The following is a 23726-nucleotide window of genomic DNA, read 5'->3' as shown; positions in this document are numbered from 1 at the left end:
TGCCTTCTGCCTGGGACCGGACTGGGTCATGGTCTCAGATCAAATACTACTGACTACATATGCAAAAAATATCATTAAATGGACAAAATGTCTAAAATTTAGTATGTTGAAAGTGCTTATCCGCGCAGAGGAATATTTTTGCTGCAAAGAAGCGGTGAAAGGGAGGAATAGACGGTATGTGGAAATACAAGGTTGAGTCAGTGCTTCCCCAGTCAGGAAAGAGTTTGTTCATCGATGGACAGTGGAGGGCTGCCGACAGCGGCAAGGTATTTACTGTGGAAAATCCTGCCGATGGCTCTAAGCTCTACCAAGCATCAGACGGGGACAGGCAGGAGGCGCTGGCTGCCCTGGACAGTGCTGACCGGGCCCAGGAGTCCTGGGGCCAGTCAACGCCGGAAGAGCGAAGGAACATTCTGCAAACAGCCTATGAGGCCCTGATGGACAACAAGCAGATTTTTGCCGAACTGATGACCAGGGAAATGGGCAAGAGCTTCAAAGAGGCGTTGGGGGAGGTGGACTACGGTGGCGGCTTCCTCAAGTGGTTCTCGGAGGAGGCCATGCGTGAGTATGGCAGGACTTTCCATCTGCCAGATGGCCGCAAGGGTCTGGTCACCCACGACCCAGTGGGCCCCTGCTACCTGATTACCCCATGGAACTTCCCGCTGGCCATGGGAACACGGAAGATTGGTCCAGCCTTGGCTGCCGGCGATACCGTGGTGGTCAAGCCAGCAGAGTTGACCCCTCTTACCACCTTGGCACTAGTGGAGATTCTTCGACAGGCAGGAGTGCCCAAGGGCGTGGTCAATGTCATCACGACCTCCCATTCCTCCCACATTTCGGATGCTCTCTTTGCCGACCAGCGGCTGCGTAAGGTGAGCTTTACGGGTTCTACCCCTGTAGGTGTCAAGCTGATGAAGCAGGCGGCCGACAATGTCCTGCGCACCTCCATGGAGTTGGGTGGCAACGCCCCCTTTGTGGTCTTCGACGATGCCGACATTGATGCGGCTGTTGATGGGGTCATGCTGGCCAAATTCCGCAACTATGGGGAGGCCTGCACTTCAGCCAACAGGATTCTGGTTCAGGATGGGGTTGCAGATGAGTTTGTGGCCAAGGTGAAGGCTCGCATTGAGGCCCTGGTCGTGGGTGATGGCATGGATGAGGCAACCGATATCGGCCCCCTGATCGATGTCAAAGCCGTAGAGCGCATCAGCGGCCTGGTCGATGAGGCGGTCAGCCAAGGGGCAGAGCTGATCGTCGGTGGCCACAGGGATGAGCATGGAGAACGTTACTTCCAGCCGACGCTCCTGGATCGTGTTCCTCGTCAGGCTCGGGTATACGCCGAAGAAATCTTTGGGCCCGTCCTGGCAGTAAGCCGTTTTGGTAGCGACGAGGAAGGTATCCAAGCTGCTAACGACACACCGTACGGGTTGGCGGCATATGCCTACACCACTTCGATCAAGCGCAGTGAACTCATGCAGCGCCGTAGTGAGTCTGGTGTCCTGGCCATCAATTCCGGCGTGCTCTCTGATGCCACAGTCCCCTTTGGCGGGGTCAAGCAATCAGGTGTCGGCAGGGAAGGTGGAGCCGAAGGCATCTTTGAATATATGACCACCAAATACACCCTGCTTGTGCCCTGATGCTCTAAGCCTGTCGACCTGTGCAAATCCGAGGGGTCGGGGGTGCAATACCCCCTACTCTTAGACCCGTGAGTGGGCCCTGCTTTGGAGCCATTAGCCTGCTGGCACCATATAATGTGCAATGGGCAAGGACTGTTGATCAAGGACAAGAAGGAGGGTGCCATGCGGCAGGGTACCGGATCTGACTCAGGGCATAGCGTTGGCACCCTGACCAAGGCCAAGGCAGTCCTGGACGCCTTGGAAGAGCTTGGCCCCTCCAGCATCCATGAGATCAGCGCTTATGTGCATGAGCCTGCCAGCTCCACCTACCGCCTGCTCTCCAATCTCGTGACCTTGGGTTGGGTGGATCATGGCCTACATCGCGGCGAATACCGTTTGGGTATCGCCTGTGTGCGCATTGGTGGGCGTATTGAGGCAAGGCTGGATGTGCAAAGCATTGCCAGGCACGTCTTCAAGAGGCAGGAGGGTTCAAACGGCAGCTGGAGTCTTTTCGTCCGCCACAATGTGCGCTCGGTCTGTGTGCAGATGACCTTCCTGGGGCAGAGTCGACTGCGCTCGCCTCAGATTGGCTATTCGTTGCCGATCAGTCTGGGCGCCCCCTCCAACGTCCTTTTGGCCTTTCTGGATCAAGCGCGTTTTGAGCGTCTGATTGAACACTATCGCTACAACGCTGACTTGGGTGGATTGTTGTCTACCTTCAGGGAGCGCTCGGTGCAGATGGCTGAAAAGGTCACTCAGCGAGGGTACGCATACGATGTCGACCGGACAGTACCGGGGGCGCTCACTCTAGCCGCCCCGATCTTCGACCATGCTGGCCACATTAAGGCCGCGGCCTGCTATAGCGGACTGTCTCGATCCAGCAGGGCATTGGTCGAATCAGGCGCCGATCTGTGCGAAGTGACCAATCTGCTCCAAGCTGCCAGGCAGATATCGCAGGGACTGGGCTACGTGGTTGATGGCGAAGAGGGAAGATTCGATGGTAAGCACGAGCAGTAAGACCAGCAATCAGGAGCCGACCGGAGCCCTGTCCAAGGCTGGAAAGATCATCGATGTCCTAGCTGACAACAACGGTATCGGTCCTGCAGAAGTGGCGGCTGTCTCTGGAATTCCCCGCTCTTCCGCCTATAGGATCCTGGATGGACTGGTCCAAGTCGGCCTGGTCAAGGCCAACCAGGATGATACCTATTCACTGAGTTTAAGCTGGCTCAATCTCTCCGATGTGGCGCGCAGTTCCTTGACTGAATGGCCTAATGCCAATGAACTCTTGGCTGAGGTGACAACTCTTACCGGACAGACTACCTTCCTGACCGTCATCAGTGGTTTCGAAACCGTCTGTGTGGAATGCGCACAGGGGCCCAGCATCGACGCGCTGATCCTGCGGCCGGGTGGTACCTTGCCCTTCTTCGCCGGTGCTGCAGGCCGGGTTTGTCTGGCTTATTCCGATGAGCAGATTCAGAATGATTACCTGAGGCAGGCACCTTTTGCGGGGTATAACGAGAACTCATTGGTCACTTCTAGCGCTCTGCGTACGGATATCAAGCAGACTCGGGAGAGAGGATTCGCCATTTCCAATGAGGACATCACCATCGGTGTGGCCTCAATCGGCGTCCCTATTTTTTCTCAACAGGATGGCAGGGTGGTGGGGGCGCTATCAACTGGTGGATTTGTGGATGCGATGATGCCACGCTGCGAAGAGTTGGCAGGGCAGCTCAGGGCCTATGTTGATCGCTTAGGACCGGGTCAGATTTCGGAAACCTAATCCCATTTTTTCGGGTCTGGTGTCCAGTCCTGACGGGGGCGGCAGAACTGGAAGGTCCGCTTGGGCTTCTGACTGTAAGTTCTAGCGATAAAACACTCTCCAGTCAGCTCATTATCCAGGCAATATTTCTGATTTTCGGATAGTTTTCTGAAAAAACATAAGTTTTTTGTCTTTTTGATTTTCTTTTTTGCAGTTTATTTCGTATACTGAACATGTTGACCGTAATTTGATAACGGTGTCAAATTTGGTGTTAATGGGAAGCAGGAATAAACATGGGAACATTTCAAGAGGCCTCCCAAGACATGGATGTCGAAGCCTTGGCCCGTAACCGAAAACGCTATGTCACCATGATGGTCGTGGTGGGGATTTTCGGCGGGGGACTGTACGGCTATACGCTAACCTTCCTGTCTGGGGCACTCGTAACGATGAATTTTGACGGGTCCAGTAATCAGCTCAGCGCCTGGAACCAGAGCATTATCACTGCGGTCATGCTCCTTGGGTGTGCAGTTGGTTCCTTCTGTGGCGGCAACCTGGCAGACCACCTGGGGCGCAAGCGACTGATCCTCTATGGGGCCCTCCTGGCTGTGGTCGGGGCGATCATGTGCGCCCTGGCAACCAACATCGCCTTCTTTGCCTTCTCTCGGATGGTCGTAGGATTCGCGGTGGGAACGACATCCTGTGTGATTCCCATATATCTGGGTGAGATGGCACCATCTGCACAGCGGGGCCGGCTGGTTTCGGTCAATTCGGTCATGATCAACATTTCCCAGCTGCTCGCCTCTCTGGTCAATGCTGTCCTGGCAGTCAAGGCAGACTGGCATGCCATGGTTTGGGCGGCTGTGGTTCCTGCGGTCCTACTGGTTATAACCGCCGTTTTTGTCCATGAAACGCCGAGTTTCCTCGCCAGGCATGGCATGGAAACCGAGGCGGTCAAGCTCCTGCTGGAAACTCGTCCAAAGTCTGAGGCGGAGGAGACTTTCACCTCCTTCCAGGCATCAGAAAAGAGTGAGAACGAGGGGGCCAAGGAGAATTTCTCTACCCCTTGGCTGCGCAGGGTCTTGATAGCAGGAGTTGGGGCAGCTCTTATCAACCAGCTGGTTGGCTCCAACGCCATCAACTTCTTCGCTCCTACTATGTTTTCTTCAACATTGGGCATCGATCCTGATAACTCGATTATCGCCATGGTGCCGGTCATGATCGTTTCGTCTGTTGCTGCCGTTATCGGTGGCCTTGGTTTTATCGATAAGATAAACCGCCGGACTGCACTGATGGTCGGTCTGGGCGGGGTCTCTGTCTTCCTGGCCTTAGTGGGGGTCTGCTATCTCTTTATCGACCCCAACCACCCCTCCACTAGCATGTCCTGGCTCCTGATAGGTCTGGTCATGTTCGACCTCGCCTTCGCCCAAGGCTTGGTCTCGCCGGTTACCTGGCTGCTCATTGCCGAGGTATTTCCGGCAAAGGTCCGGGGCAAGGGCGTGGGATATGCCAATGTGGCCATCAATGCGGCGAACTTTATCATCTCCCTTCTCTTCCTGCCCCTGCTCAACGCGGTCGGGGGAGCGGTCACCTTCTTCATCTTTGCGGTCATCAATGTAGGAGCCATCTTCTTTACCAAGGCCTTCATCCCCGAGACGAGAGGGAAGAGTCTGGAACAGATTGAACAGGAGGCCAGGGCTCGTACGGCATAACTTGAAGCCTAAAAGCACTCTAAATGAACAGGACCGTCTGCCGGCCGGTGGGCAGTCATATGGAAAGGAATAGTTCGATGGCACACAATCAATTGACGATTTGCGCTGAAATGGTCTATCTGGATCTTCCTATCGAGGAGAGAATCAAGCGTATCGACCAGATGGGCTTCGGGGTAGATATCTGGACCCACTACAGTCATGACCTGAACAAGCTGAAGGCCACCGGGGTGCCCATCAACTGTGCTCAGGGCTATGTGCATGGCAATCTTGCCTATGCGGATGACAGTGAGGAGATGCTGCGGACTGCTAAAGAGATCCTGCCGGAATTGAAGGATCTGGGCATTGACAAGCTCATAATCCACGGTGCTGAGCTGGTCGATGGCAAGGCGGCCAAGTGGATTGATCGGGTCACCCCGGATATGTGGCTCAACGCCTATGACACCCTGTCGAGATTCGCCGAGCTGGGCCAGAAGAATCAGGTGACCTACCTGCTGGAAAATCTCAACTCGAGGGTTGATCATCCGCATGTCCCCTTCTGCCATAGCTATGAAACGCTGACCCTGGTCAAGCGCGTCGACAGCCCCAACCTCAAACTGATGCTGGACCTCTACCATGCCCAGGAGGATGAAGGCCACCTCATCGAGACCGTCAAGGAGGCCAACACCTATATCGGTGAGCTCCAGGCGGCCGATGTCCCTGGCCGGTGCGAGCCGGGCACAGGAGAGGTGCGCTGGGAACAGGTAGCGGCAGCCGTCAACGAGACAGATTTCACTGGCCCGATCGGAATGGAGGGGTATGCATCGGGCGATAGTGATAAGGCCCTGCAAGCCTTTGGACGGGCCTTTGCCCAGTGTAGGGATTGAAGGTCTTACAAGCAGTAGGCCTCGAATTGCACAATGTAAATTTTCAGAATTCCAATAAGGATTGGAATACAACCTATATAAATACAAAGGAGTAATGATGAAACAGATCTCTGTCGATGCCGTAGTGAAAAGGTATAACGAGTACAAGGCAATATTCGATGCCAACGAGGGCAAGCTCGCCGAGCGTAAACAGTTTATCGAGTCTCAGGAAAAGGAACTGCGATTCAGTGACTTTAGCGTTGATGATGCCTGGGAGGTAGGCAGTGCCATCTACGCTGCAGCCCATCGTCTTCAGCTGCCGGTTGCCATCGATGTTCGTTTGGGTTTGCAAAGGGCTTTTCATGCGGCCGTTCCAGGAGCTGCAGAAGACAACGATGCCTGGGCCGAGCGCAAGGGCAATGTAGTGCTTGCCTACGGCCATGCCTCACTCTATGTGGGCACCGACTACCAGCAGAAGGAGGAGGATTTTGACGTGAGCTCACGAAGGAATACGCACGACTTTGCGGCTCATGGCGGAGCCTTCCCGCTTCTTTTGCCCAGCGGTCTGGTGTTTGGAGTTACAGCAGTCTCGGGGCTGCCCTCGATCTATGACCATTCCCTGGTCACGGCCACCTTGAAGGAGTTCGTCTCAGCCCAGTAGGACCGGGCAGGCCAGGCAGGAGTCAAATACACAGCCGATATAGGCGGAAAGACAATGGAGGAATGAACATGACGCGATGGGTATATCCAAAGGGGAGCGCATCACAGGGGAACTGGGAAGTTTCTCTGGGTGCCCAGGACAGCCAGGCAGTGCCGGGCTGGCAATATGCGGGGCTGCAGGTCGCTAGGCTGAACCAGGGGGAGCAGGTGAGTCTTCCTGCCGGAGCCTGGGAACGCATGGTGGTGCCTCTGAGCGGCTCCTATGATGTGACCTCTCCCAGGGGTACCTATCACCTTCGTGGTCGTCATGATGTATTTTGCGCCCCCACAGATACGGTCTATATCGGCTGTGACAGCCCATTAACCATTCGGGCAGTCCAGGCTGGCCGGGTGGCAGTTGCCTCGGCCCCTGCCACAATCCATTTTCCGGACCAGCTTGTTCCAGCGCAGGATGTCGACATCGCCCTGCGCGGCAATGGGCCTATCTCGCGCCAGGCCAGGAACTTCGGAATGATGGATAATATCCAGGCCGAACGCCTTCTGGTCTGTGAGGTCATTACCCCGAGCGGATCCTGGTCCTCCTACCCGGTGCATAAGCATGATCAGGCCGGTCCGAATGAGACAGCTCTGGAGGAAATCTACTACTTCGACATGCAGCCCCTGCCGGGGGCTCCAGAGGGGGTCAGGCCCTTTGGCTATCAGGGTGCGTCTGCCTCAGATGACAGGCCGCTTGATATCCTCACTCAGATCCAGTCGGGTGACACAGTCCTGATACCGTACGGCTGGCATGGCCCCTCTATTGCCGCCCCTGGCTTCGACCTCTACTATCTTAATGTCATGGCTGGAGGAGGAGAGCGTGACTGGAAGGTCACCATTGACCCCGGACAGAACTGGATCTACCAGGCCGTAGAAGCACTCCCTCTTGACCCACGTCTGCCGATGGAGGGACAACAGTAAATTATGAGATTATAAATCTGATATTCGGAATACTATTATTCAATTATCAGGAATTCTCATATTTTACTTACAAATATTGATTATGTACATTAGAAAATGATAATGGTAGGTTGAGGATATGGCAGACAGTGACGTACAGAAGACAATCAATATAGCGGTTATCCCTGGAGACGGCATCGGCAGGGAGGTTACCCCGCAGACTCAGGCAGTTATGGGCAAGGCCGTGGGCGACCAGGTAAGGCTGAATTACGTGGACTATGACCTGGGGGCTGAGCGCTACCTGCGCGACGGTACCCTGCTCAATGATGAGGACCTGGAATCCATCGGGCAGCAGGATGCCATCCTGCTTGGGGCTGTGGGCGACCCCCGAGTACGTTCAGGGATTCTGGAGCGTGGCCTCCTGCTCAAACTCCGGTTCAGCTTTGACCAGGCCGTCAATCTCAGACCGACCAAACTCTATCCAGGTGTGAGCTCGCCGCTGAAGAATCCAGGTCAGATCGACTTCGCTGTGGTTAGAGAGGGGACTGAAGGCCTCTACTCAGGAATGGGAGGATACATTCGTCGGGGCACTGACCAGGCCATTGCGACCGAGACCTCCCTCAACACGGCTTTTGGCGTCGAGCGAGCGGTACGTTATGCCTTTGATTTGGCACGTAAGCGTGGGGGCAAGCGCAACGTGACCATGGTCAACAAGACTAATGTCCTGCCCCATGCCGGTGCCCTCTGGCTGGATATTATGGATAAGGTAGCGCAGGATTATCCCGATGTGACCTGGGACTACCTGCATGCGGACGCCTGCACAATCTTTCTGGTGACGGATCCTTCACGATTTGACGTCATTGTCACTGACAACCTCTTTGGCGATGTGCTCACTGATGAAGCGGGGGCCGTGGTAGGCGGCATTGGATACTCGGCCTCGGCCAACATCAACGTCACTGACGAACACCCTTCAATGTTCGAACCCATTCATGGTTCAGCTCCTGATATTGCTGGTAAGGGGATCGCCAATCCGACAGCCTCGATTCTGTCTGGAGCCATGCTGCTGGAGCACTTCGGGTATGACCAGGCTGCTCAACGCATCCAGCGGGCAGTCGAAGAAGACGTTGCTGCCAATGCAAGCAGGTCAAGATCCACGCAAGAAGTCGCTCAGGATATTATCGCCCGTCTGTAAGCGGGCAAAAGGAAGAAGCTGATACTTTATGAAGATTGCACTTGACCCCACCCCCTTCTATCACGATTACAAGCTGCTGGAACTGCCACAGGCCGTGGCTGATGCAGGCTACCGGTACATGCAGCTGGCCCCGCATGATGACTTCCTGCCCTTCTATACCCACCCCAAGGCTGACGACGAGTTGGTCCACGAGCTGGCTAAGGCCTGCAAGAATGCCGGCGTTGAACTGGTTTCCCTCCTGCCCGTCTACCGGACCTCTTGGCCGGATGAGCGGGAAAGGCAGTGGGCTGTGCGCAACTGGAAGCGGGCAATCGAGATTGCAGCCATCTTGGGCATCCACACCATCAATAGCGAGTTCAGCGGCATCCCTGAACGCTATGAGGAGTCGGAGGCCGGTTTCTACTCGACCATGGAAGAGATCCTGCCTTTGCTTGAGCGTGAGGGCATGGTCATCAACTTTGACCCCCATCCATATGACTTTGTGGAAAATGGCATGGATGCGCATCGTGTACTGCGCGGACTCAACTCAAACCTGGTCGGTTCCGTCTACGTATCCTCGCACACCTTCCACTACGGAAACGCTGTGCATGAGATCACTCAGGCAGAATCTACCAAGCTGCGTTCGGTCTACATCTCCGATGCCTATGATCACAAGCGTTCACACGGCCTGCGCTATATCTCCAATCCTCCAGGGACCAATGCACGGGTTCACCAGCATCTGAAGGTGGGTGACGGGGATGTGGATTTCAAGGATCTCTTCCAGGCACTTAAGACCAACGGTTTTCTGGACAGGGAGGATTCCCTGATCGTCTCCAACGTCTTCGCCGAGGATGAGACCGCCCATGATACTTCCGTGTATCAACGTCAGACTATCGAACAATTAATCCAAGAAGCGTAGGTTTCCAGGAACTCAATGGAAACCTAACGGTTGCAGGAAAAAGCCTGCGCCGAGCCACCACAACAAAGGAGTCAATGATGGCAAGATTATCAATGAACGTAACTACCACCTTCTACGGCAATGTCTATGATGACGTACGCTTTGCCAAGGAGGCTGGTTTCGACGGGATAGAGATGCAAAGCCCCAAGCTTTACCGTTTTCTCGATCAGGGATATACTGCCCAGGATGCAGCTGAGATCCTGGATGGTTTCCCGGTCAGCGGTCTGGGGGCTATTCAGGCAATCACGAGGCGGTCAGAAGAAGACCGGGCAGAGTACCTCAAAGAGGTTGAAAGGATGTGCCAGATAGCTCAGGTCATCGGCGCTCCGGCCGTCCAGATGTGCACGGATCCGGTGGATTGGAACGTGGTCATGGATTACAAGGCGGGCAAACTGGCTGCAGATGATCCGCGTTGGCGGGGCCCCCTAGGTTTGAGTGAGCAGGAAGCCATTGATGTAACAGCGCATAACGTTCAGCTGGCCTGCGACATCGCCAAGCAGTACGGGCTGGGCATCTATCTGGAGCCTCTCTGCTGGGCTCCGATCAGCCGGTGCTCTCAGCTGCTGCAAATTGTCGATAAGGTCAACCGGGACAACTTCGGCATCACCGTGGATACCTGGCACTTCTGGACTGCCGGTGACACCCTGGAGGACGTAGCCAAGATACCACCGGAGATCATCACCGCTGTCCATGTCTCTGACGGGCTGGAAATCGACAGGGGCCGGGAGGTCCCCAACCAGGATGTGCACCGCAATGTGGTCAATGGTGGCGGGTGCATCCCCCTGCAGGAGTGGATTGATGCGATCAAGGCCACAGGTTATGACGGCTGGTACTGCTCCGAGATGTTTTCCGACAGGGCCAACGAGCATGAAATGGGCATGGTGGCTCAGACCATGAAAAACCTGCTGACCATCATGATCAAGTAGCCTCAGCAAACGGATGATTAGGTGACATGATGACAAACAAGAATGCAGCAATTCGCGTGGGCATGGCTCCAATCAGTTGGACCAATGACGACATGCCCGAGCTGGGTGCTGAAACACCCTACCAGCAGATCTTGAGCGAAGTTGCTCTGGCTGGATTTGAGGGCACAGAGATTGGCAACAAGTACCCCAAGGATCCCGAGGTCTTGAAGGAGCAGCTTCAGATGCGGGGGATCTGCATTGCCAGTGCATGGTTCGGCGCCTATCTGACTACGCAAACCTGGGAGGAGAACGAGCGCAGTTTCATCGCCTTCCGCGACTACATGCACGCCCTGGGTGCCAAGATGATCAATGTCGCTGAACAGGGCAATACCATTCAGGGCCAAATGCATACACCGATCTTCGATGGCAAGCCTGAATATACCAGTCAGCAATGGGATCAACTGATCCGTGGCCTTGACCGATTCGGAGATCTGGCCCATGACGTCGGTATGGAAATCTCCTACCACCACCATATGGGTACGGGTGTGCAGACCACCAGTGAGATTGACCGCCTAATGGAAGGGACTGACCCTGACAAGGTAAAGCTCCTGGTCGACGTGGGCCACCTGCTCTTTTCGGGGGAGGATCCGGTCGATATCGTGAAGCGCTACGCTTCGAGAGTCGGGCACGTCCACCTGAAGGATATCCGGCCTGATGTCCTCCAGCGGGTCAAGGACGAGAAGCTGAGCTTCCTCCAGGCCATCCTGGAGGGTGTGTTCACCGTGCCGGGGGATGGGGTCACCGACTTCAAGAAGGTTCTCCAGCCCCTGCTTGATGAGGGTTACCATGGCTGGTTCATGGTGGAGGCCGAGCAGGACCCAGCCAAGGCTGACCCGCTGAAGAGCGCCCTTACTGCGCGACGGTACTTACGAGAGCATCTCGGTGTATAAGTCCCTTCTGCCTCATGGCAATCATGGGAGGGTGTGGAAGGAGTAAATAATGGGACAAGAGCAAAATCACAATCTCAAGATTGCCCTCATAGGCTTTGGCTTTGTGGGGCGGGTCTTTCATGCCAACATGATCGATCAGACTGAGGGACTGGAACTGTCGGCTGTAGTGACGCATAACGAACGAGCTACAGCCCAGGTTCACCAGCTCTACCCGCGGGCCCGGGTCTATGACAGTAACGAGGATTTTTTCAAGGACATCGATCGTTATGATGCGGTCAGCATAGGCACCCCCGACGATACCCACCTGGAGTTTGCCACCCGGGTCATGCAGGCCGGCAAGCCTGTGGTCATTGACAAGCCAGTGGCCGGCTCCAGTCAGGAGGCGAACAAGATCCTTGATGTGGCACAGGCTACCGGTACACCTGCAGCGGCCTTCCAGAATCGACGCTATGATGCAGAAATTCTGACAGCCAGCAAATACCTGAAGGAATTGGACCTGGGCCGTATCATACGTGTCGAATCCAGGTATGGTTCTTTCCGCCCCAGTGTGGAAACCGGCTGGCGCGAGCAGAAGACGCATGACCAGCCCAGAGGAGCGCTCTTCGATCTTGGCGCTCACATCCTGGATCAGGTCGTGCAGCTTTTTGGCCCGGTCACCTCGATCTATGGTGAAGTGTCCACACAGAGAGAAGGTGCAGTTGTGCCTGATGATTTCTTCATCGCTGCCACCCATCAGCAGGGCATTATCTCGCATATTGTCGGTGGCCTGGTGCAATCCACCAAGCAACCCCGACTGACAATTCAGGGAACACTGGGATCCTTGCAGATCAATGATCAGGACCCTGAGGAGGACCAGCTCAAGGCGGGCATGCGGATTGACGACCCGCACTTTGGTGTCATGTCCGACCCCACCGCCTGCTATATCGACAGAGAGGGTGAGGAGCATATACTCCCTGCCGTACATGGCTGGCAGCCGGCATTCTACGAAGGTTGGCGTGACTTCCTCCAGGGCAAGGCTGACAACCCGGTTCCCCTGGCTGGCAGCGTCCATGTTCTGGAACTCTTAGACCAGGCCATGCTCTCCAGTAAGGAGAGGAGGATCATCCAGGATTGAGGTAGATGTATTCAATACTTGCCCTCGAGCTTACTGATAACAGGTTAGGTCCCCGTTGATCGCATAGATGGCTGATCAGCGGGGACCCAATCTGTTCGGCGGCGAAATTGTCTGGTTAGCAGAGTCAGGAACCACGGCATGTGCTTCTGCTTGCGAGGCTGGACTGCTCAGAACAGGGGATGCAGCAATAGGGCCAGCAGATAGAGGGCCATGAGAGTGATGAACAGGATGTCCATCCTGCCAAGTTGCAGCAGGCGGTAGTGGGTGCGCTCTTGACGACTGCCCTCATAGCAGCGGGCATCCAAGGCTCGGCTCAGGTTGTCAGCGTGGCGAAGGGCTCCGGCGAAGACGGGAACCGTGATGGCTATGGCCGCATGCAGGCGTTGCGAGAGCGAGCCGGACTCGATGGATCCGCCGCGGGCGGCCTGGGCTTCCACGATGGCCTGAACTTCACGTCCAAGGGTGGGGATGAAACGCAGAGCCAGTGAGAGGACCAGGGCGATCTCATTGGTGTGGATGCCCAGCCTGGACAGCGGGCTCATCAGGGATTCACAGGCATCGGTCATCTGTGTCGGGGTGGTGGTCTCCACTAGGAGCGCTCCCAGGAAGATGATCAGCATGAAGCGGCAGGCGTAGAGTACAGCCACCCAGATGCCGCCGGTAGTCAGCACGAATGGACCCCAGGCAGCCAGTCTGCGGCCTGTTTGTGTGACTAAAAGATTGAACAGGGCCAGCAGAAGCATGAGGGCCAGGAAACCCTTGACCGAGTTCATAATGGAACGCAGTGGGGCCCGGGCGGCGGCAAAGAGACCGACAGTGACCACCAGTGCCAGAACAAGTTGCGCTGGTGTGGAGATGGCGAATGCGGTGAACATGGCTAGGAGGAAGGTCACCAGCTTGGCTCGTGGGTCCAACCTCGCCAACAAGGATAGGGGTTTCTGGTCGGCTTGAGTGTGATCCGCTTTCTTCCTGATAGTTTCCTTACCAGCGACTTCCTTCCGCGTTGCCTCTGTTGCGAGTAGTTGGTGGTAGCGCTCCTCTACTTCAGCAGTAGGCCCATAGGCTAACGTTTTTCCATGCTCCAGTAGCAGGGCCTGATCGGCCAGATCCAGGGCCTCCCGATCGGCGTGAGTGCTCATGACGATAGTGACTCCACGCTGGTGGAGCACTCGAAGTAGCCGTATGATGCCTGCGCAGGCCTGGGGATCCAGACTGGCGGTGGCCTCGTCCAAAACCAGCAGTTGAGGGCTGCAGGCCACGACTCCGGCAATCGCTACCAAGCGACGCTGACCCCCCGAGAGCTCGAAGGGGGAGCGGTCGGCCAGATCACTGATGCCCAGAAGCTCCATGGCATCATCCACCCGCTGCTGCACCTGCTCGGGTCCATAGCCCAGGTTGTGCGGACCATAGGCGATGTCCTGGGCTACGGTATCCGCAAAAAGCTGATGTTCGGGGTATTGCATGACATAGCCGACCCTTTGGCGCAGAAGCTTCAGATTCTGGCGTCGCAGATGCTTGGCCTTGGGTCTGTCGGGCCCGGCCAGGGGAAGGCCGGCCACCTGGATGGATCCGCTGTCGGGAGCGGCCAGGGCACAGATGAGTCTGGCCAGGGTGGACTTGCCGGATCCGTTGCGCCCGATAATGGCCAGGGTCTGTCCTGCCGCCAGCTCCAGATTCACCTGGCTGAGGGCTTTGCTGTCGGCATCCGGAAAACTGTAAGAGACATCCGACAACTTGACCATGGGAACGGCGTGGTCATCGACTGCGGTCTTCGTATCCGTATCTGATGCCCCGTTTTGGGTCGGTCGATTTTGGTCAGGTTCGCCAACAAGGGCAGGCAGATCCTGCCTGGTCAGGATCTGATCGGGTCTTCCGGAGGCCACGATGCGTCCATGGTCAAGCACGAGGACTCGATCAGCCTGTCTGGCCTGTTCAAGCAGATGGGTGATATGGACGACAGCTGTGCCCTGGGCTGTCAGTCGGCAGAGGATTGATTGAATCTCCTTCCGGCCGGCCGCATCGAGCATGGCGCCAGGTTCGTCCAGCACCATCATGCCTGGATTCATGGCCAGGCTGCCGGCCAGGGCCAGTCGTTGCTGCTGTCCGCCAGACATGCGGGTGGGATCATCATTCATCCGCGCCTGCAGATCCACCTGCTTCAGGGCCGCTGGCACGCATGAGAGCATCTTTTGGCGGGGCAGGCCCAGATTCTCGGGTCCGAAAGCCACGTCGTCCTGGACGACGGTGGTTACGATCTGGTCTTCGGGGTTTTGAAAGACCATACCAATGCTCCGCCGTGCCTGCCGATAGGCCTCAGCGTCGATCTGTCGGCCCTGATCCGGGGTATCGGAGCAGACCGTCCGGCCCATAAGCTCAACCTGACCGTGGTCGGGTGCCGTCGCACCTGAGAGGATGCTTCCCAGGGTGGATTTGCCGGAACCATTCGCCCCTAGGATGCACAGATGCTCACCTGCATGTACTTCCATGGACAGATGATCCAAGGCCCAGGTCTGCCCTCCGTCATAGGAGAAGGAGACCTGGCAGAGACGAGCGACCGTTGCCTTCGAATCCGCTGAAACCGAGACTGTGGATTGGGTCATGGATGCTGCCATGACGTGCCGAATCGCCGTAGCCTACTTGTTGATCAGCGTGGAGATGGGCTTGTAGATCAGGAAGGTGACCACGCCGTGGATGGCGAACTTCATCAGGTTGAAGGGCAGGAGGATCGGCACGATCATGGCGACCACCTTGGCCATGGACATGTGCGCGTAGAAGGGGGTGATCACCACGTTGCATAGGATAGCTGCAATCACACCCAGAATGGCGCCGGAAACGATCCCGATGACTGCTCCCTTACGGCTGTGCATCTTGCGGTAGACCAATGCCGCCGGCACACTGAGCGCCAGGGCCACGATCATCGAGATCAGAGCGCCGAAGGGGTTGGTGAACAGGTGCGGGACGAATCCCAGAATGGAGATGATTGCTGCAGCAGCAGGGCCAAAGGCGAAGCCGCATACCAGGACGACGATACCTGAGGGGTCGTATTTGAGCCAGGGAGCTGCTGGAAAGATCGGGAAGGAGAAGAAGCTCAGAACCATGGCCAGTGCTACGAAGAGCGCGTAGACCGCAATCCGTTTGGTCGACCAGCGTCCTGAACCGCCTGCACCTGTGGAGTGAACATCGTTGAAGCGCGTGTCCTTGTTTGCAGTGGTGTGTGAATGAGAATTGGGCATGCTCATAGAGGGCCTCGTTTCTTCCATCCGGACTGTAACCGTTGGCTTCGGACTTGAACCGATATCCACCGCTTGCGCGGGTCGCGGGCTCCCGGCATTCAGCCGGATACCGCCAGTAAGGACTTTCACCTTCCCTGAAACTGACGATTTCAATATAGCTGCGGTCCTTGGAATGGTCAATTCTTTCTCACTGCTAGTGCATTTCTAGACACGCCAGGAAGGAAATAAAACCGCCTTCCATGCAACTATTGCAGCCTGCACAACGAATATGAGGTTGTCGAAAGTTCACAATGCTGCAAGGAGGCTGGAGCATGGCGAGGATGGGTGACCATCTGCTGCCTGCGGATGACGCTATGCATCCGGCCTTGGTCAGACAAACCAGTGACGGAGACGCTGATGGTGGCCAATCCCAGGCAGAGGACCTGGAATGGATCAGAAACATACTGACAACTAGATCCTTTCGCGCAGCCGATGACCTAGTTCGCAAGTACTACGACGACATCCTGGCCTACATCCGAGCTCAAGTAGGCGATAAGGAGGAGTCGCTGAACCTTGCCCAGGATGCCTTTGTTGCCATTCTGCGGTCTTTGGGCAGCTACGATTCGCACAAGTCCAGCTTCCGTACCTGGATCCACCGCATCGCAACCTACAAGGTTATTGACTACTGGCGGATCCATCGCAGGCGGCAGCGGCAGGAGGCACAAGTATTTGTGGCATCCGGCCACGATCAACATGACGACCCCGCCGACCAGACCTTTAAGGACGACCTAGTTGGTCGGATTGAAGACAAGATCTCACAAGCCCCGGTCCCGGCGCAGGAAGTTTTGCGTCTCCATCTGTATGCCGGCTATGGGTTCGCGCAGATTGCCGAGGCCTGCGGAGAGCCTGAAAACACGGTCAAGGCTCGGTATTACCGACTTTTGGACAATTTGAGGAAGGAGTTTGGTCATGAATCGGTCTGAACCTGATATCCGTCCCGTTCTGGCGGCTCTTCAGGGTAGCAACCTTGAGCGCGATGATTTTGCTGAATCACAGATCGGCAGTTCCCGGATGCGCGAGCGAACCATAAAAACGATTGTCCGCAAAGGGATGGGAAGACGTCCTGGGCTGATCTGGACCCTTGTAGCCATGGTTCGTTCCCTAGGCCTGAGAAATCTGCTCTTTGGCCTCTGGGACTGCGTCTTTATCGGCTTGATTCTGACGGTGGCAGTTTGGACGACCGTCTTTGGCTCCTTCATGAAGACTGCTTGGCCCAGCAGAGTCGATAGAATCTTCGGTCTGGTTGTTCCCATATTCGTCTGCTCGCCTGCTCTTTTCCTGGTGGTGCACCTTTTGGTAGTGCTCAAGGAACGGAATCTGAATACCCTGAATCTGATCAGAACCTGCAGGTGGTCATTCCGTCAGATAGCCGCAGTCAGGATGCTTCTGTTCGGCATGGTCAGCATGATGATTTCATCCTTGGCTACGGTCTTGCTGGCGTGGACGACCAATCCGGGGCTGTCCACCATGACCCTTCTGGGGATCAGCTTCTCCTCCCTCTTTCTCTTTTCCCTGGCACAAATCTGGGTAGAGGAGCATATGCATGGAGAACTGTCCATCTATCTAGTTCTGGGACTCTGGATCGTGCTCGGTATGATTCTTTATCTGACTCGATTCGCCACCGCCCCCATCCTTGTCTCTATTCCGCCGGCGCTGAGCCTAGCGACGGGCCTTGTTCTTCTGACGATCTTCCTGCTTGTTCTGCATGGACGCTGCGTAGGGTCACCTCTGTCAAAGCGAGCATGGCATATGAAAAGACTGGCGACGGCATGAGGGCGGAATCTTACATGTTTAGTGTGAAAGGACGGTGAGTTTCGTGCTGCACTTGGACCATGTGTCAAAGAGCTTCAGGAACAAGCGGGTTATCAACGACCTGAGCCTCTCCATTGGAACCGGCGTCCATGGGCTTCTCGCGCCTAACGGAGCAGGCAAGACCACGCTGATCCAAATGATCGCCACCCTGATTCGCCCGGATTCGGGAAGCATTACCTGGAACGGGCAAGACATCATGGTCATGGACGAGGACTATCGGGGACTACTAGGGTATCTGCCCCAAAAATTCGGCTATTACCCGGACTACAGCGCTGAGGATTTTTTGACCTACATAGCTGCCCTTCAGGGGATCGGCCGGAAACGGGCCAAGCCCCTGGCGAAAGATCTCCTGGAGACCGTGGGGCTTAAAAACCAGGGCAAGCAGAAGATGAAGACGCTCTCTGGTGGCATGATTCAGCGCGTGGGACTGGCACAGGCCATGATCAATGACCCGGAACTGATGATTTTGGACGAGCCGACCGCTGGTTTGGACCCTGGGGAACGTGTCCGCTTCCGCAACCTGGTCCATGCCCTTTCGCGCGACCGGATCGTCATCCTATCCTCTCATATCGTCTCTGACCTGGAGACCATCGCCGACCGGGTCATCATGCTCAAGGATGGGCAGATCTGCTGCAACCATTCCCCTAGGCAGATAAGCCGCTGGCTGGAAGACAAAATATTCCTGGTTCCTGCGGATTATCGCTTAGGGCAGGGGCAGCTGCTCCTTGAGGACGAGCTGGATGGGGATGCGACCCGGCTCAGAATTTACTCACCTGAGCCGCCGTCTCAGGGCCAGGCTGTTCCTGCCAACTTGGAGGATGCCTTCCTGGTGATCTACGGGGACGAGGAGTAGCGATGCAGCATACCCCGCCGAATCGGGCTCGCAATCTTATTCCTTGCCAGGGATGTTTTCAATGAGATGGACGGTGGTCAGGAACGAGATGCGGCACCTTCTGGGTACCCCTTTTTGGGTGGTGCTCAGTCTGTCTCTTGGATTCGTTTTCTGTATGAATCTAGCCATGTATGACCAAATTCCCACTGACGAAGCCCATCATGACCTAGCTAGCTACGGACCGTATGTCAGTCAGTCCACCATTGCTGAATTCAAGCGTGAGGCTGACAGACTTGAACCGGTGGTATCCAAAGATCTGATGGCACTTGGTCCTCAGGCTGTTCAACTGGGCGTCAAGAATTATCAGTCGGCCAGGGACCTGGTCGATTCGGTCGAGAGCTCGCGCTGGACAAATCCTTCAGTACTGAATACAGACCGGGGCAAACTGACCGGCCGCATCAATGCCTTGCCTAGCTATCGTCGGCTTGCTCATTGCCATGATGTCATGGATGCCTATCGGGGATGCAACCGGGAAGCCCTGACCGCAAGAGCCGAGAAACAGTTGCGTAAGGGCGGTAGTAATGGCATCGACCTGCCCGAATCGGTGACGAAGCGGCTTGGTGACTTAAGCGGACAGTGCAGGGCGGGCATGGGCCTGGCCGCTCCTAAATTACTGGACTACACACAGAGCAACTTCAGACTTTCAGTCTATCTGGTCCCGCTTCTGGCAGCCTTGGTTGTCGTGGCCCCACGCTTTGTCAAGGATCAGGTCCATGGGGTCCGGAAGACGCAGCTGACGACAAGGACTGGACGATTCCTTCCTGAGCTGCAGATGTTCGCTATGGTCTGTGCGGGCCTGCTGATGATGCTCATGGTGGCAGCGGGATCATTCCTGATGTGGGTGCCCAAGATCGCGGGTTTGCAGGATCTTCCGGTTTTTGATGGACATGCATTGCCTTGGTTCACCTGGTCCTTGGGGGAGTATCTGGCTGTGTTCGTATTGCTCTGCCTGGGGTCCGCCTTTCTTGTTTTTCTCTTGGTTCTCTGGATTTCCATGCACTGCAGGACCTACACACGCTTGGTCTTGCTTGCAGTCCCGGTGGTGTTGCTGGCCGTTCATGTCTTTGTCGCCTGGCTTCTCGTGGATCCATGCTGTATTGGCAGTGTGGTGACTCGGATTGTGCCATTGCCCGGCATTGAGCTCTACCTAATCCTGGGACTGCTGGTTTTGACCCTTTGTCTTTGCTGGTGGTCGGCCAGAAGGCTTTGTTGCCTAGGCGACCTGAATGAAAGGAAGATCAATGAATGAACTGCCACTGAAAATGGAGGAGGTGTCCTTCCACTACAAGGCTGGTGAAGCTGGAATAGACCAAATCAGCCTGGAATGCTCGGCAGGATCTTGGACCGCAGTTATGGGTCCTTCCGGAGCAGGGAAAACCACCTTGCTTTATTGCGCCTCAGGTCTCTTGCCGGTACAGCAGGGATCGGTCGAGATAGCCGGCCAGAACATAGCCAGGATGAAGGAGTCCGCCCTAACCAGGATGCGCCGCGACCATATCGGTTTCGTTTTTCAGGATTACAACCTGGTCGAGGCCTTCACCTGCTTGCAGAACGTCATGCTGCCCCAGCTCTTCGGCGGTCCCAAAGTTGGTGTCGCCCAATCGCTGCAGGCCTTGAAGATTTTGGGTCTAGATGGGTATGCGCAGCAATATCCGTCTGACATATCTGGCGGTCAAAGGCAACGCGTGGCCATTGCCAGAGCGCTGGTCGCCCAGCCAGATATGATTTTCGCGGACGAGCCCACCGGGGCACTGGATACGCGCAGCTCGGAAATGGTTCTGGATGCCCTTTCGACCTTGGTGGAGAGCGGACGGACCGTGCTCATGGTGACCCATGACCCCAATGTGGCGGCCTGGGCGCAGCGCACGGTCTTCTTGGTGGACGGCACAGTGCATTCGATATGTCAAGGATATACGGCCGAGCAGCTGTCCACTCACCTGACCAGCATGACTCAGGTCGGCCAGGGGGTAGGACGATGATGCATGCGGATAAAGGTCAAGCAGGAAGAGGAGAAGTTCCCGGACGGGATTCACTGCATGCATTCTCCTCGATCAGTCGACCGACCCTGTTCTCCTTGGTCTTGTCCCTGATCAGGAAGCATCGAGCATCGTACGCGGTCATGGGTCTATCCACCTTCCTGGCATCCCTGCTGACCTCTTCGACCATGCAGGTCTACCAAGCGGGAAAGTCCTTTGACAATATCGGCGATCTGAATAGGTTGAATACCTACCAGCGTCTCCAAGCCAAGGTACCTTATTCAAGTCTCTCCATGGTCATTATTCCGGCGCTGGCTTGCTGCCTGCTGGTGTCGGTCTTTTTGGTCCTCTCGTCGGTCACTTTTCTGATTCAGGAACGCCGACGCGAGTATGCAATGATGCGGTTGAACGGAGCCTCGCGCAGGAGGATCCTGATCATAGGTATCTTGGAATTCTCGATCCCCCTGGCCCTCTCGAATCTCATTGGCTGCCTGGTCGGATCTCTCCTGACCATACCAGTTGGACGGTTTTACGCGCGCTCTGTCGAGTTCAGCGACAGTGGCATGGTTTTCACACCGCGGATTCGACCTTCCATTGCAGTGGTCACCTTCATCATGATGATGGTCGCCTGCCTGTTGGGAGTATGGATGGCTATGCGCAAGGTGGGCGGGGCAGCTCTGCTCCAGCTCATGACGGAGACCAGTGACAAAACCAAGCGGATCGGATGGATACGTTCTTCGGCAGCCCTGGTCTTCCTGATCCTGACCTTGGTGGTCGGGTTCGCCCCACTGCCTTCTATGACCCTGGACCTGCGTATTATGCTCGAGGTCATTCTTGTCATCACTACGGTCTATTTGGCGGCTCCGATCCTGGTTGTCCTGACTGTGTCGGTCATTGGTCTGATCCCGGCGAAGGTGGCAGGGGGGCCAGGTCTTCTGGCCCTGCAGCGTGCTCGAAAGGAGAGCGCAGGCTCAACCGCTATAGCCCTCCCCGCCATGATGATCCTGACCATCGTCATTTCCCTTGTGGCAGCCATGCAGGCTGGCTCCATCGGAGGGGCGGTTCTGAGCCTATATCCGCTGAAGGCCGATGTTATGGCTACTTCCCTTGATTCGGATGCCCAAAACCGCAACCCATCCGATTTGATCGGTGGGATGCCTGAGGTTCGAGACTTTGTTACCTACCAGACTCAGCAATGGGCTATGGAAGGATCAGCGGGCCAGACGGCAACAGTGGTATGGGAATCTGCCGAGCAACTGCAGGGTCAGAAAGTTCAGAGTTCGCCGAGCATTCATTTCTCCTTTGTCCAAGGGGATTCGTCTGATCTCGGTTCAGGCCGCGTCGCTGTGAATCAGGATTCCTCCTATTCCATAGGCGACACCGTTCGTCTTCTTGATCGCCATGATCAACCGCATGAGGTGCGGGTCGTTGCCCTTGTTCAGTCGCCTGAGGGCATTCCAGAACTATCTGCAGGCAATAACTATCCTCTGTTTCTGACGGCGGAGAGTGACCTGCCTCAATTGGGTGAAGACGCACATACGATCATTCCCATATCGGCTGTCAATCCGACTGATGCGCACGGGATTACCTCCCGTCTGAAGAGTGGCCTTCAGGGCGATTTCGCGGTGCGGACCAGGCAGGAGTATATAGATGACTTCATTCAACGAGGCCTGTCCGGGCAGACGGCCATGACGGTCATGATCGTCGGCGGGACCGTTCTTGCCCTAATTTTCATGATGCAGTCCATCGCCATTTCGGCTTGGGAGCGCAAGCGGCAGAACCAGCGGCTCAATCAGATCGGGGTGGCCTGGAGGTCAATAGCCTGGTCGGGAGTGATGGAGACACTGACCGATGTGGCGGGCGGTGCAGTGATGGCGCTGCTGGGGATCGCCATTGTCGAGGGCTGTATTGCCTTGAGTTTTGTCCAGGCTGGCATGTCTATGGCTCTGACCCCTGTGCCCGTCGGCCGGTTCCTTCTGGTGACTGTGGTTCTGCTGCTGGTGGCGGTGTTCACATCCTGGGTGTGCAGCCTGCGATCCAGGAAGGCGGAAGAAGGCTGAACCTACTAGGAGGATTTTGCTTCAGTAAGCAAAGTTGCGGGGCGGTGTCACAATGGAGAGCATGGGAAAGACCTTGAATAAGGCGGCTATGGTCGTCGTAACCTATAAGCGTCAGGAATTGCTGACAGGCCTGTTCGATTCGATTCTCCAGCTCACCCAGGCCCCCTGGCGGATCGTGGTGGTGGATAACGAGAATTCGGCAGACACGCGAACCATGGTCGAGCAGTTTTCTGAACGTGTGACAGGACGTTGGGGCAGGACCATCATCGACGGCTCCGGCAATCAGGATCGTGTTGTTTATCTGCCACAGGACCACAATGGCGGCGGCGCGGGAGGCTTCTCCGCTGGCGTGCGCAAGGCATACGAGCTGGGGGCCAAGTGGTTCTGGGTCATGGATGATGACGTTGCAGTAGAGCCCGAAGGACTTGACTTGCTGGCTAAGTGGAGTGAACGCTATCAGGTGGTGCAGGGTTCCCGGCTGGATTATGATGGCGGCCCCTTCTATTGGCAGTATCATTTTCTTACCGCCTTGGGCATTCCAGACCCGATAGCACCGGGGGAGTTCGGCCCATCGGGCTGTCGTCCCATGAACACCATGTGCTTTGAAGGAGGGTTCTTCTCCCGGCAGGTTGTGGAGCAAATCGGTCTGCCTGACCCGCGCTTCTTCATCTATTGGGATGACACCATTTATGGGTATTTGGCATCCAAGGTCACACAGCCTGTGGTCGTCTCCGATGTAGTCATGCGTCGGACTCGCAACATCGCCAACTGGAACATTGCCGGGGTGCGACAGCTCAATTCCACCTCGGATATGAATCGTTACCACATCATGCGCAACAGGGGCTTTATGGCCAGGTATTTCATGGTCCATGGGGACTATCGGCCTCTGGCTTTCGCCCTAGGGACCCTGGCAACAGCTCTCAAGGAAATCATCCGCCTTCTGGCTGTTGATCGCAGTCACATCATGACCGGTATCCCTGCCATCCTGAAGGGATGGGTGGATTCGCGCCAGATATTGCACGATCCCGACTGGAGGCCCATGGAGCCCCTTAAGGGCCAACCAGCCGGGGAAATACAGGGCGCCTGAAAGTTCT

The 23726-nt window shown here is 56.0% G+C and carries 22 protein-coding genes and 1 riboswitch; of the genes, 19 read left to right on the top strand and 3 right to left on the bottom strand.

Annotated elements, in window-relative coordinates; all coding sequences use genetic code 11:
* Positions 1-176: 176 nt before the first annotated feature.
* The 12 genes from P273_RS0100465 to P273_RS0100410 all read left to right on the top strand — a co-directional run bounded on the left by P273_RS0100465 (position 177) and on the right by P273_RS0100410 (position 12620).
* Positions 177-1637: an NAD-dependent succinate-semialdehyde dehydrogenase gene (locus P273_RS0100465; RefSeq protein WP_024626567.1), complete on the top strand. Its 1461-nt coding sequence runs from the start codon at positions 177-179 to the stop codon at positions 1635-1637.
* Between the two features lie 135 nt (positions 1638-1772).
* Positions 1773-2633 (top strand): IclR family transcriptional regulator, encoded by an 861-nt coding sequence (locus P273_RS0100460; RefSeq protein ID WP_024626566.1) that lies wholly within the window; start codon positions 1773-1775, stop codon positions 2631-2633.
* The gene (locus P273_RS0100455) at positions 2614-3396 is read left to right on the top strand and encodes an IclR family transcriptional regulator (protein WP_051354074.1); all 783 of its coding nucleotides are present in this window, start codon (positions 2614-2616) and stop codon (positions 3394-3396) included. Before P273_RS0100460 ends, P273_RS0100455 begins: the two co-directional genes overlap by 20 nt.
* A 272-nt stretch (positions 3397-3668) precedes the next feature.
* A complete protein-coding gene (locus P273_RS0100450) occupies positions 3669-5084 on the top strand; it encodes a sugar porter family MFS transporter (RefSeq protein WP_024626564.1) in 1416 nt (471 codons plus the stop codon).
* 77 nt (positions 5085-5161) lie between these two features.
* Positions 5162-5947 (top strand): TIM barrel protein, encoded by a 786-nt coding sequence (locus P273_RS0100445; protein ID WP_024626563.1) that lies wholly within the window; start codon positions 5162-5164, stop codon positions 5945-5947.
* Between the two features lie 94 nt (positions 5948-6041).
* Positions 6042-6587, top strand: a complete 546-nt coding sequence (locus P273_RS0100440; RefSeq protein ID WP_081709192.1) for a heme-degrading domain-containing protein — start codon at positions 6042-6044, stop codon at positions 6585-6587.
* Between the two features lie 68 nt (positions 6588-6655).
* Positions 6656-7543 carry a 5-deoxy-glucuronate isomerase gene (gene iolB, locus P273_RS0100435; RefSeq protein WP_024626561.1) on the top strand — a complete coding sequence of 296 codons (888 nt, stop codon included), beginning with the start codon at positions 6656-6658 and terminating at the stop codon, positions 7541-7543.
* Between the two features lie 118 nt (positions 7544-7661).
* Complete coding sequence (locus P273_RS0100430; protein ID WP_024626560.1) at positions 7662-8714, top strand: 3-isopropylmalate dehydrogenase; 1053 nt, start codon at positions 7662-7664, stop codon at positions 8712-8714.
* 28 nt (positions 8715-8742) lie between these two features.
* On the top strand, positions 8743-9612 hold the full coding sequence (locus P273_RS0100425; RefSeq protein WP_024626559.1) for a sugar phosphate isomerase/epimerase family protein: 870 nt from the start codon (positions 8743-8745) through the stop codon (positions 9610-9612).
* A 74-nt stretch (positions 9613-9686) separates the two neighbouring features.
* On the top strand, positions 9687-10577 hold the full coding sequence (locus tag P273_RS0100420) for a sugar phosphate isomerase/epimerase (protein WP_024626558.1): 891 nt from the start codon (positions 9687-9689) through the stop codon (positions 10575-10577).
* A gap of 26 nt (positions 10578-10603) precedes the next feature.
* A complete protein-coding gene (gene iolE / locus P273_RS0100415) occupies positions 10604-11506 on the top strand; it encodes a myo-inosose-2 dehydratase (protein ID WP_216476346.1) in 903 nt (300 codons plus the stop codon).
* A 49-nt stretch (positions 11507-11555) separates the two neighbouring features.
* A complete protein-coding gene (locus P273_RS0100410; RefSeq protein ID WP_024626556.1) occupies positions 11556-12620 on the top strand; it encodes a Gfo/Idh/MocA family oxidoreductase in 1065 nt (354 codons plus the stop codon).
* A 167-nt stretch (positions 12621-12787) separates the two neighbouring features.
* On the opposite strand, the gene P273_RS0100405 is transcribed toward P273_RS0100410, so the two are convergent.
* Both P273_RS0100405 and P273_RS0100400 read right to left on the bottom strand, forming a co-directional pair.
* A complete protein-coding gene (locus P273_RS0100405) occupies positions 12788-15220 on the bottom strand; it encodes an energy-coupling factor transporter ATPase (RefSeq protein ID WP_024626555.1) in 2433 nt (810 codons plus the stop codon).
* 33 nt (positions 15221-15253) lie between these two features.
* On the bottom strand, positions 15254-15859 hold the full coding sequence (locus tag P273_RS0100400) for an ECF transporter S component (protein WP_081709191.1): 606 nt from the start codon (positions 15857-15859) through the stop codon (positions 15254-15256).
* A 5-nt stretch (positions 15860-15864) separates the two neighbouring features.
* Positions 15865-15999, bottom strand: a riboswitch (FMN riboswitch).
* 165 nt (positions 16000-16164) lie between these two features.
* On the opposite strand from P273_RS0100400, the gene P273_RS0100395 reads away from it, so the two are divergent.
* The 5 genes from P273_RS0100395 to P273_RS0100375 all read left to right on the top strand — a co-directional run bounded on the left by P273_RS0100395 (position 16165) and on the right by P273_RS0100375 (position 20575).
* A complete protein-coding gene (locus P273_RS0100395; RefSeq protein ID WP_172637223.1) occupies positions 16165-16815 on the top strand; it encodes an RNA polymerase sigma factor in 651 nt (216 codons plus the stop codon).
* Complete coding sequence (locus P273_RS0100390) at positions 16802-17665, top strand: hypothetical protein (protein WP_024626552.1); 864 nt, start codon at positions 16802-16804, stop codon at positions 17663-17665. Before P273_RS0100395 ends, P273_RS0100390 begins: the two co-directional genes overlap by 14 nt.
* Positions 17666-17699: 34 nt before the next feature.
* The gene (locus P273_RS0100385) at positions 17700-18557 is read left to right on the top strand and encodes an ABC transporter ATP-binding protein (RefSeq protein ID WP_253269544.1); all 858 of its coding nucleotides are present in this window, start codon (positions 17700-17702) and stop codon (positions 18555-18557) included.
* Between the two features lie 73 nt (positions 18558-18630).
* On the top strand, positions 18631-19845 hold the full coding sequence (locus tag P273_RS0100380) for a hypothetical protein (RefSeq protein WP_024626550.1): 1215 nt from the start codon (positions 18631-18633) through the stop codon (positions 19843-19845).
* The gene (locus tag P273_RS0100375) at positions 19838-20575 is read left to right on the top strand and encodes an ABC transporter ATP-binding protein (protein WP_024626549.1); all 738 of its coding nucleotides are present in this window, start codon (positions 19838-19840) and stop codon (positions 20573-20575) included. The genes P273_RS0100380 and P273_RS0100375 overlap by 8 nt, the downstream gene beginning before the upstream one ends.
* 16 nt (positions 20576-20591) lie before the next feature.
* Here P273_RS0100375 and P273_RS10190 read toward each other — a convergent pair whose 3' ends face one another.
* Positions 20592-20717 (bottom strand): hypothetical protein, encoded by a 126-nt coding sequence (locus P273_RS10190; protein WP_301280160.1) that lies wholly within the window; start codon positions 20715-20717, stop codon positions 20592-20594.
* Here P273_RS10190 and P273_RS09175 point away from each other — a divergent pair.
* Complete coding sequence (locus P273_RS09175) at positions 20716-22632, top strand: ABC transporter permease (RefSeq protein ID WP_024626548.1); 1917 nt, start codon at positions 20716-20718, stop codon at positions 22630-22632. The two genes, P273_RS10190 and P273_RS09175, sit on opposite strands and share 2 nt — an antisense overlap.
* A gap of 52 nt (positions 22633-22684) precedes the next feature.
* Entirely contained in the window at positions 22685-23719 is a 1035-nt protein-coding gene (locus tag P273_RS0100360; protein WP_024626547.1) for a glycosyltransferase, read from the top strand.
* Positions 23720-23726 lie beyond the last annotated feature (7 nt).

It is taken from the genome of Bifidobacterium sp. A11 (assembly GCF_000499185.1).
Lineage (GTDB): Bacteria > Actinomycetota > Actinomycetes > Actinomycetales > Bifidobacteriaceae > Bombiscardovia > Bombiscardovia mizhiensis.
This window is presented reverse-complemented; position numbering and strand designations above follow the sequence as displayed.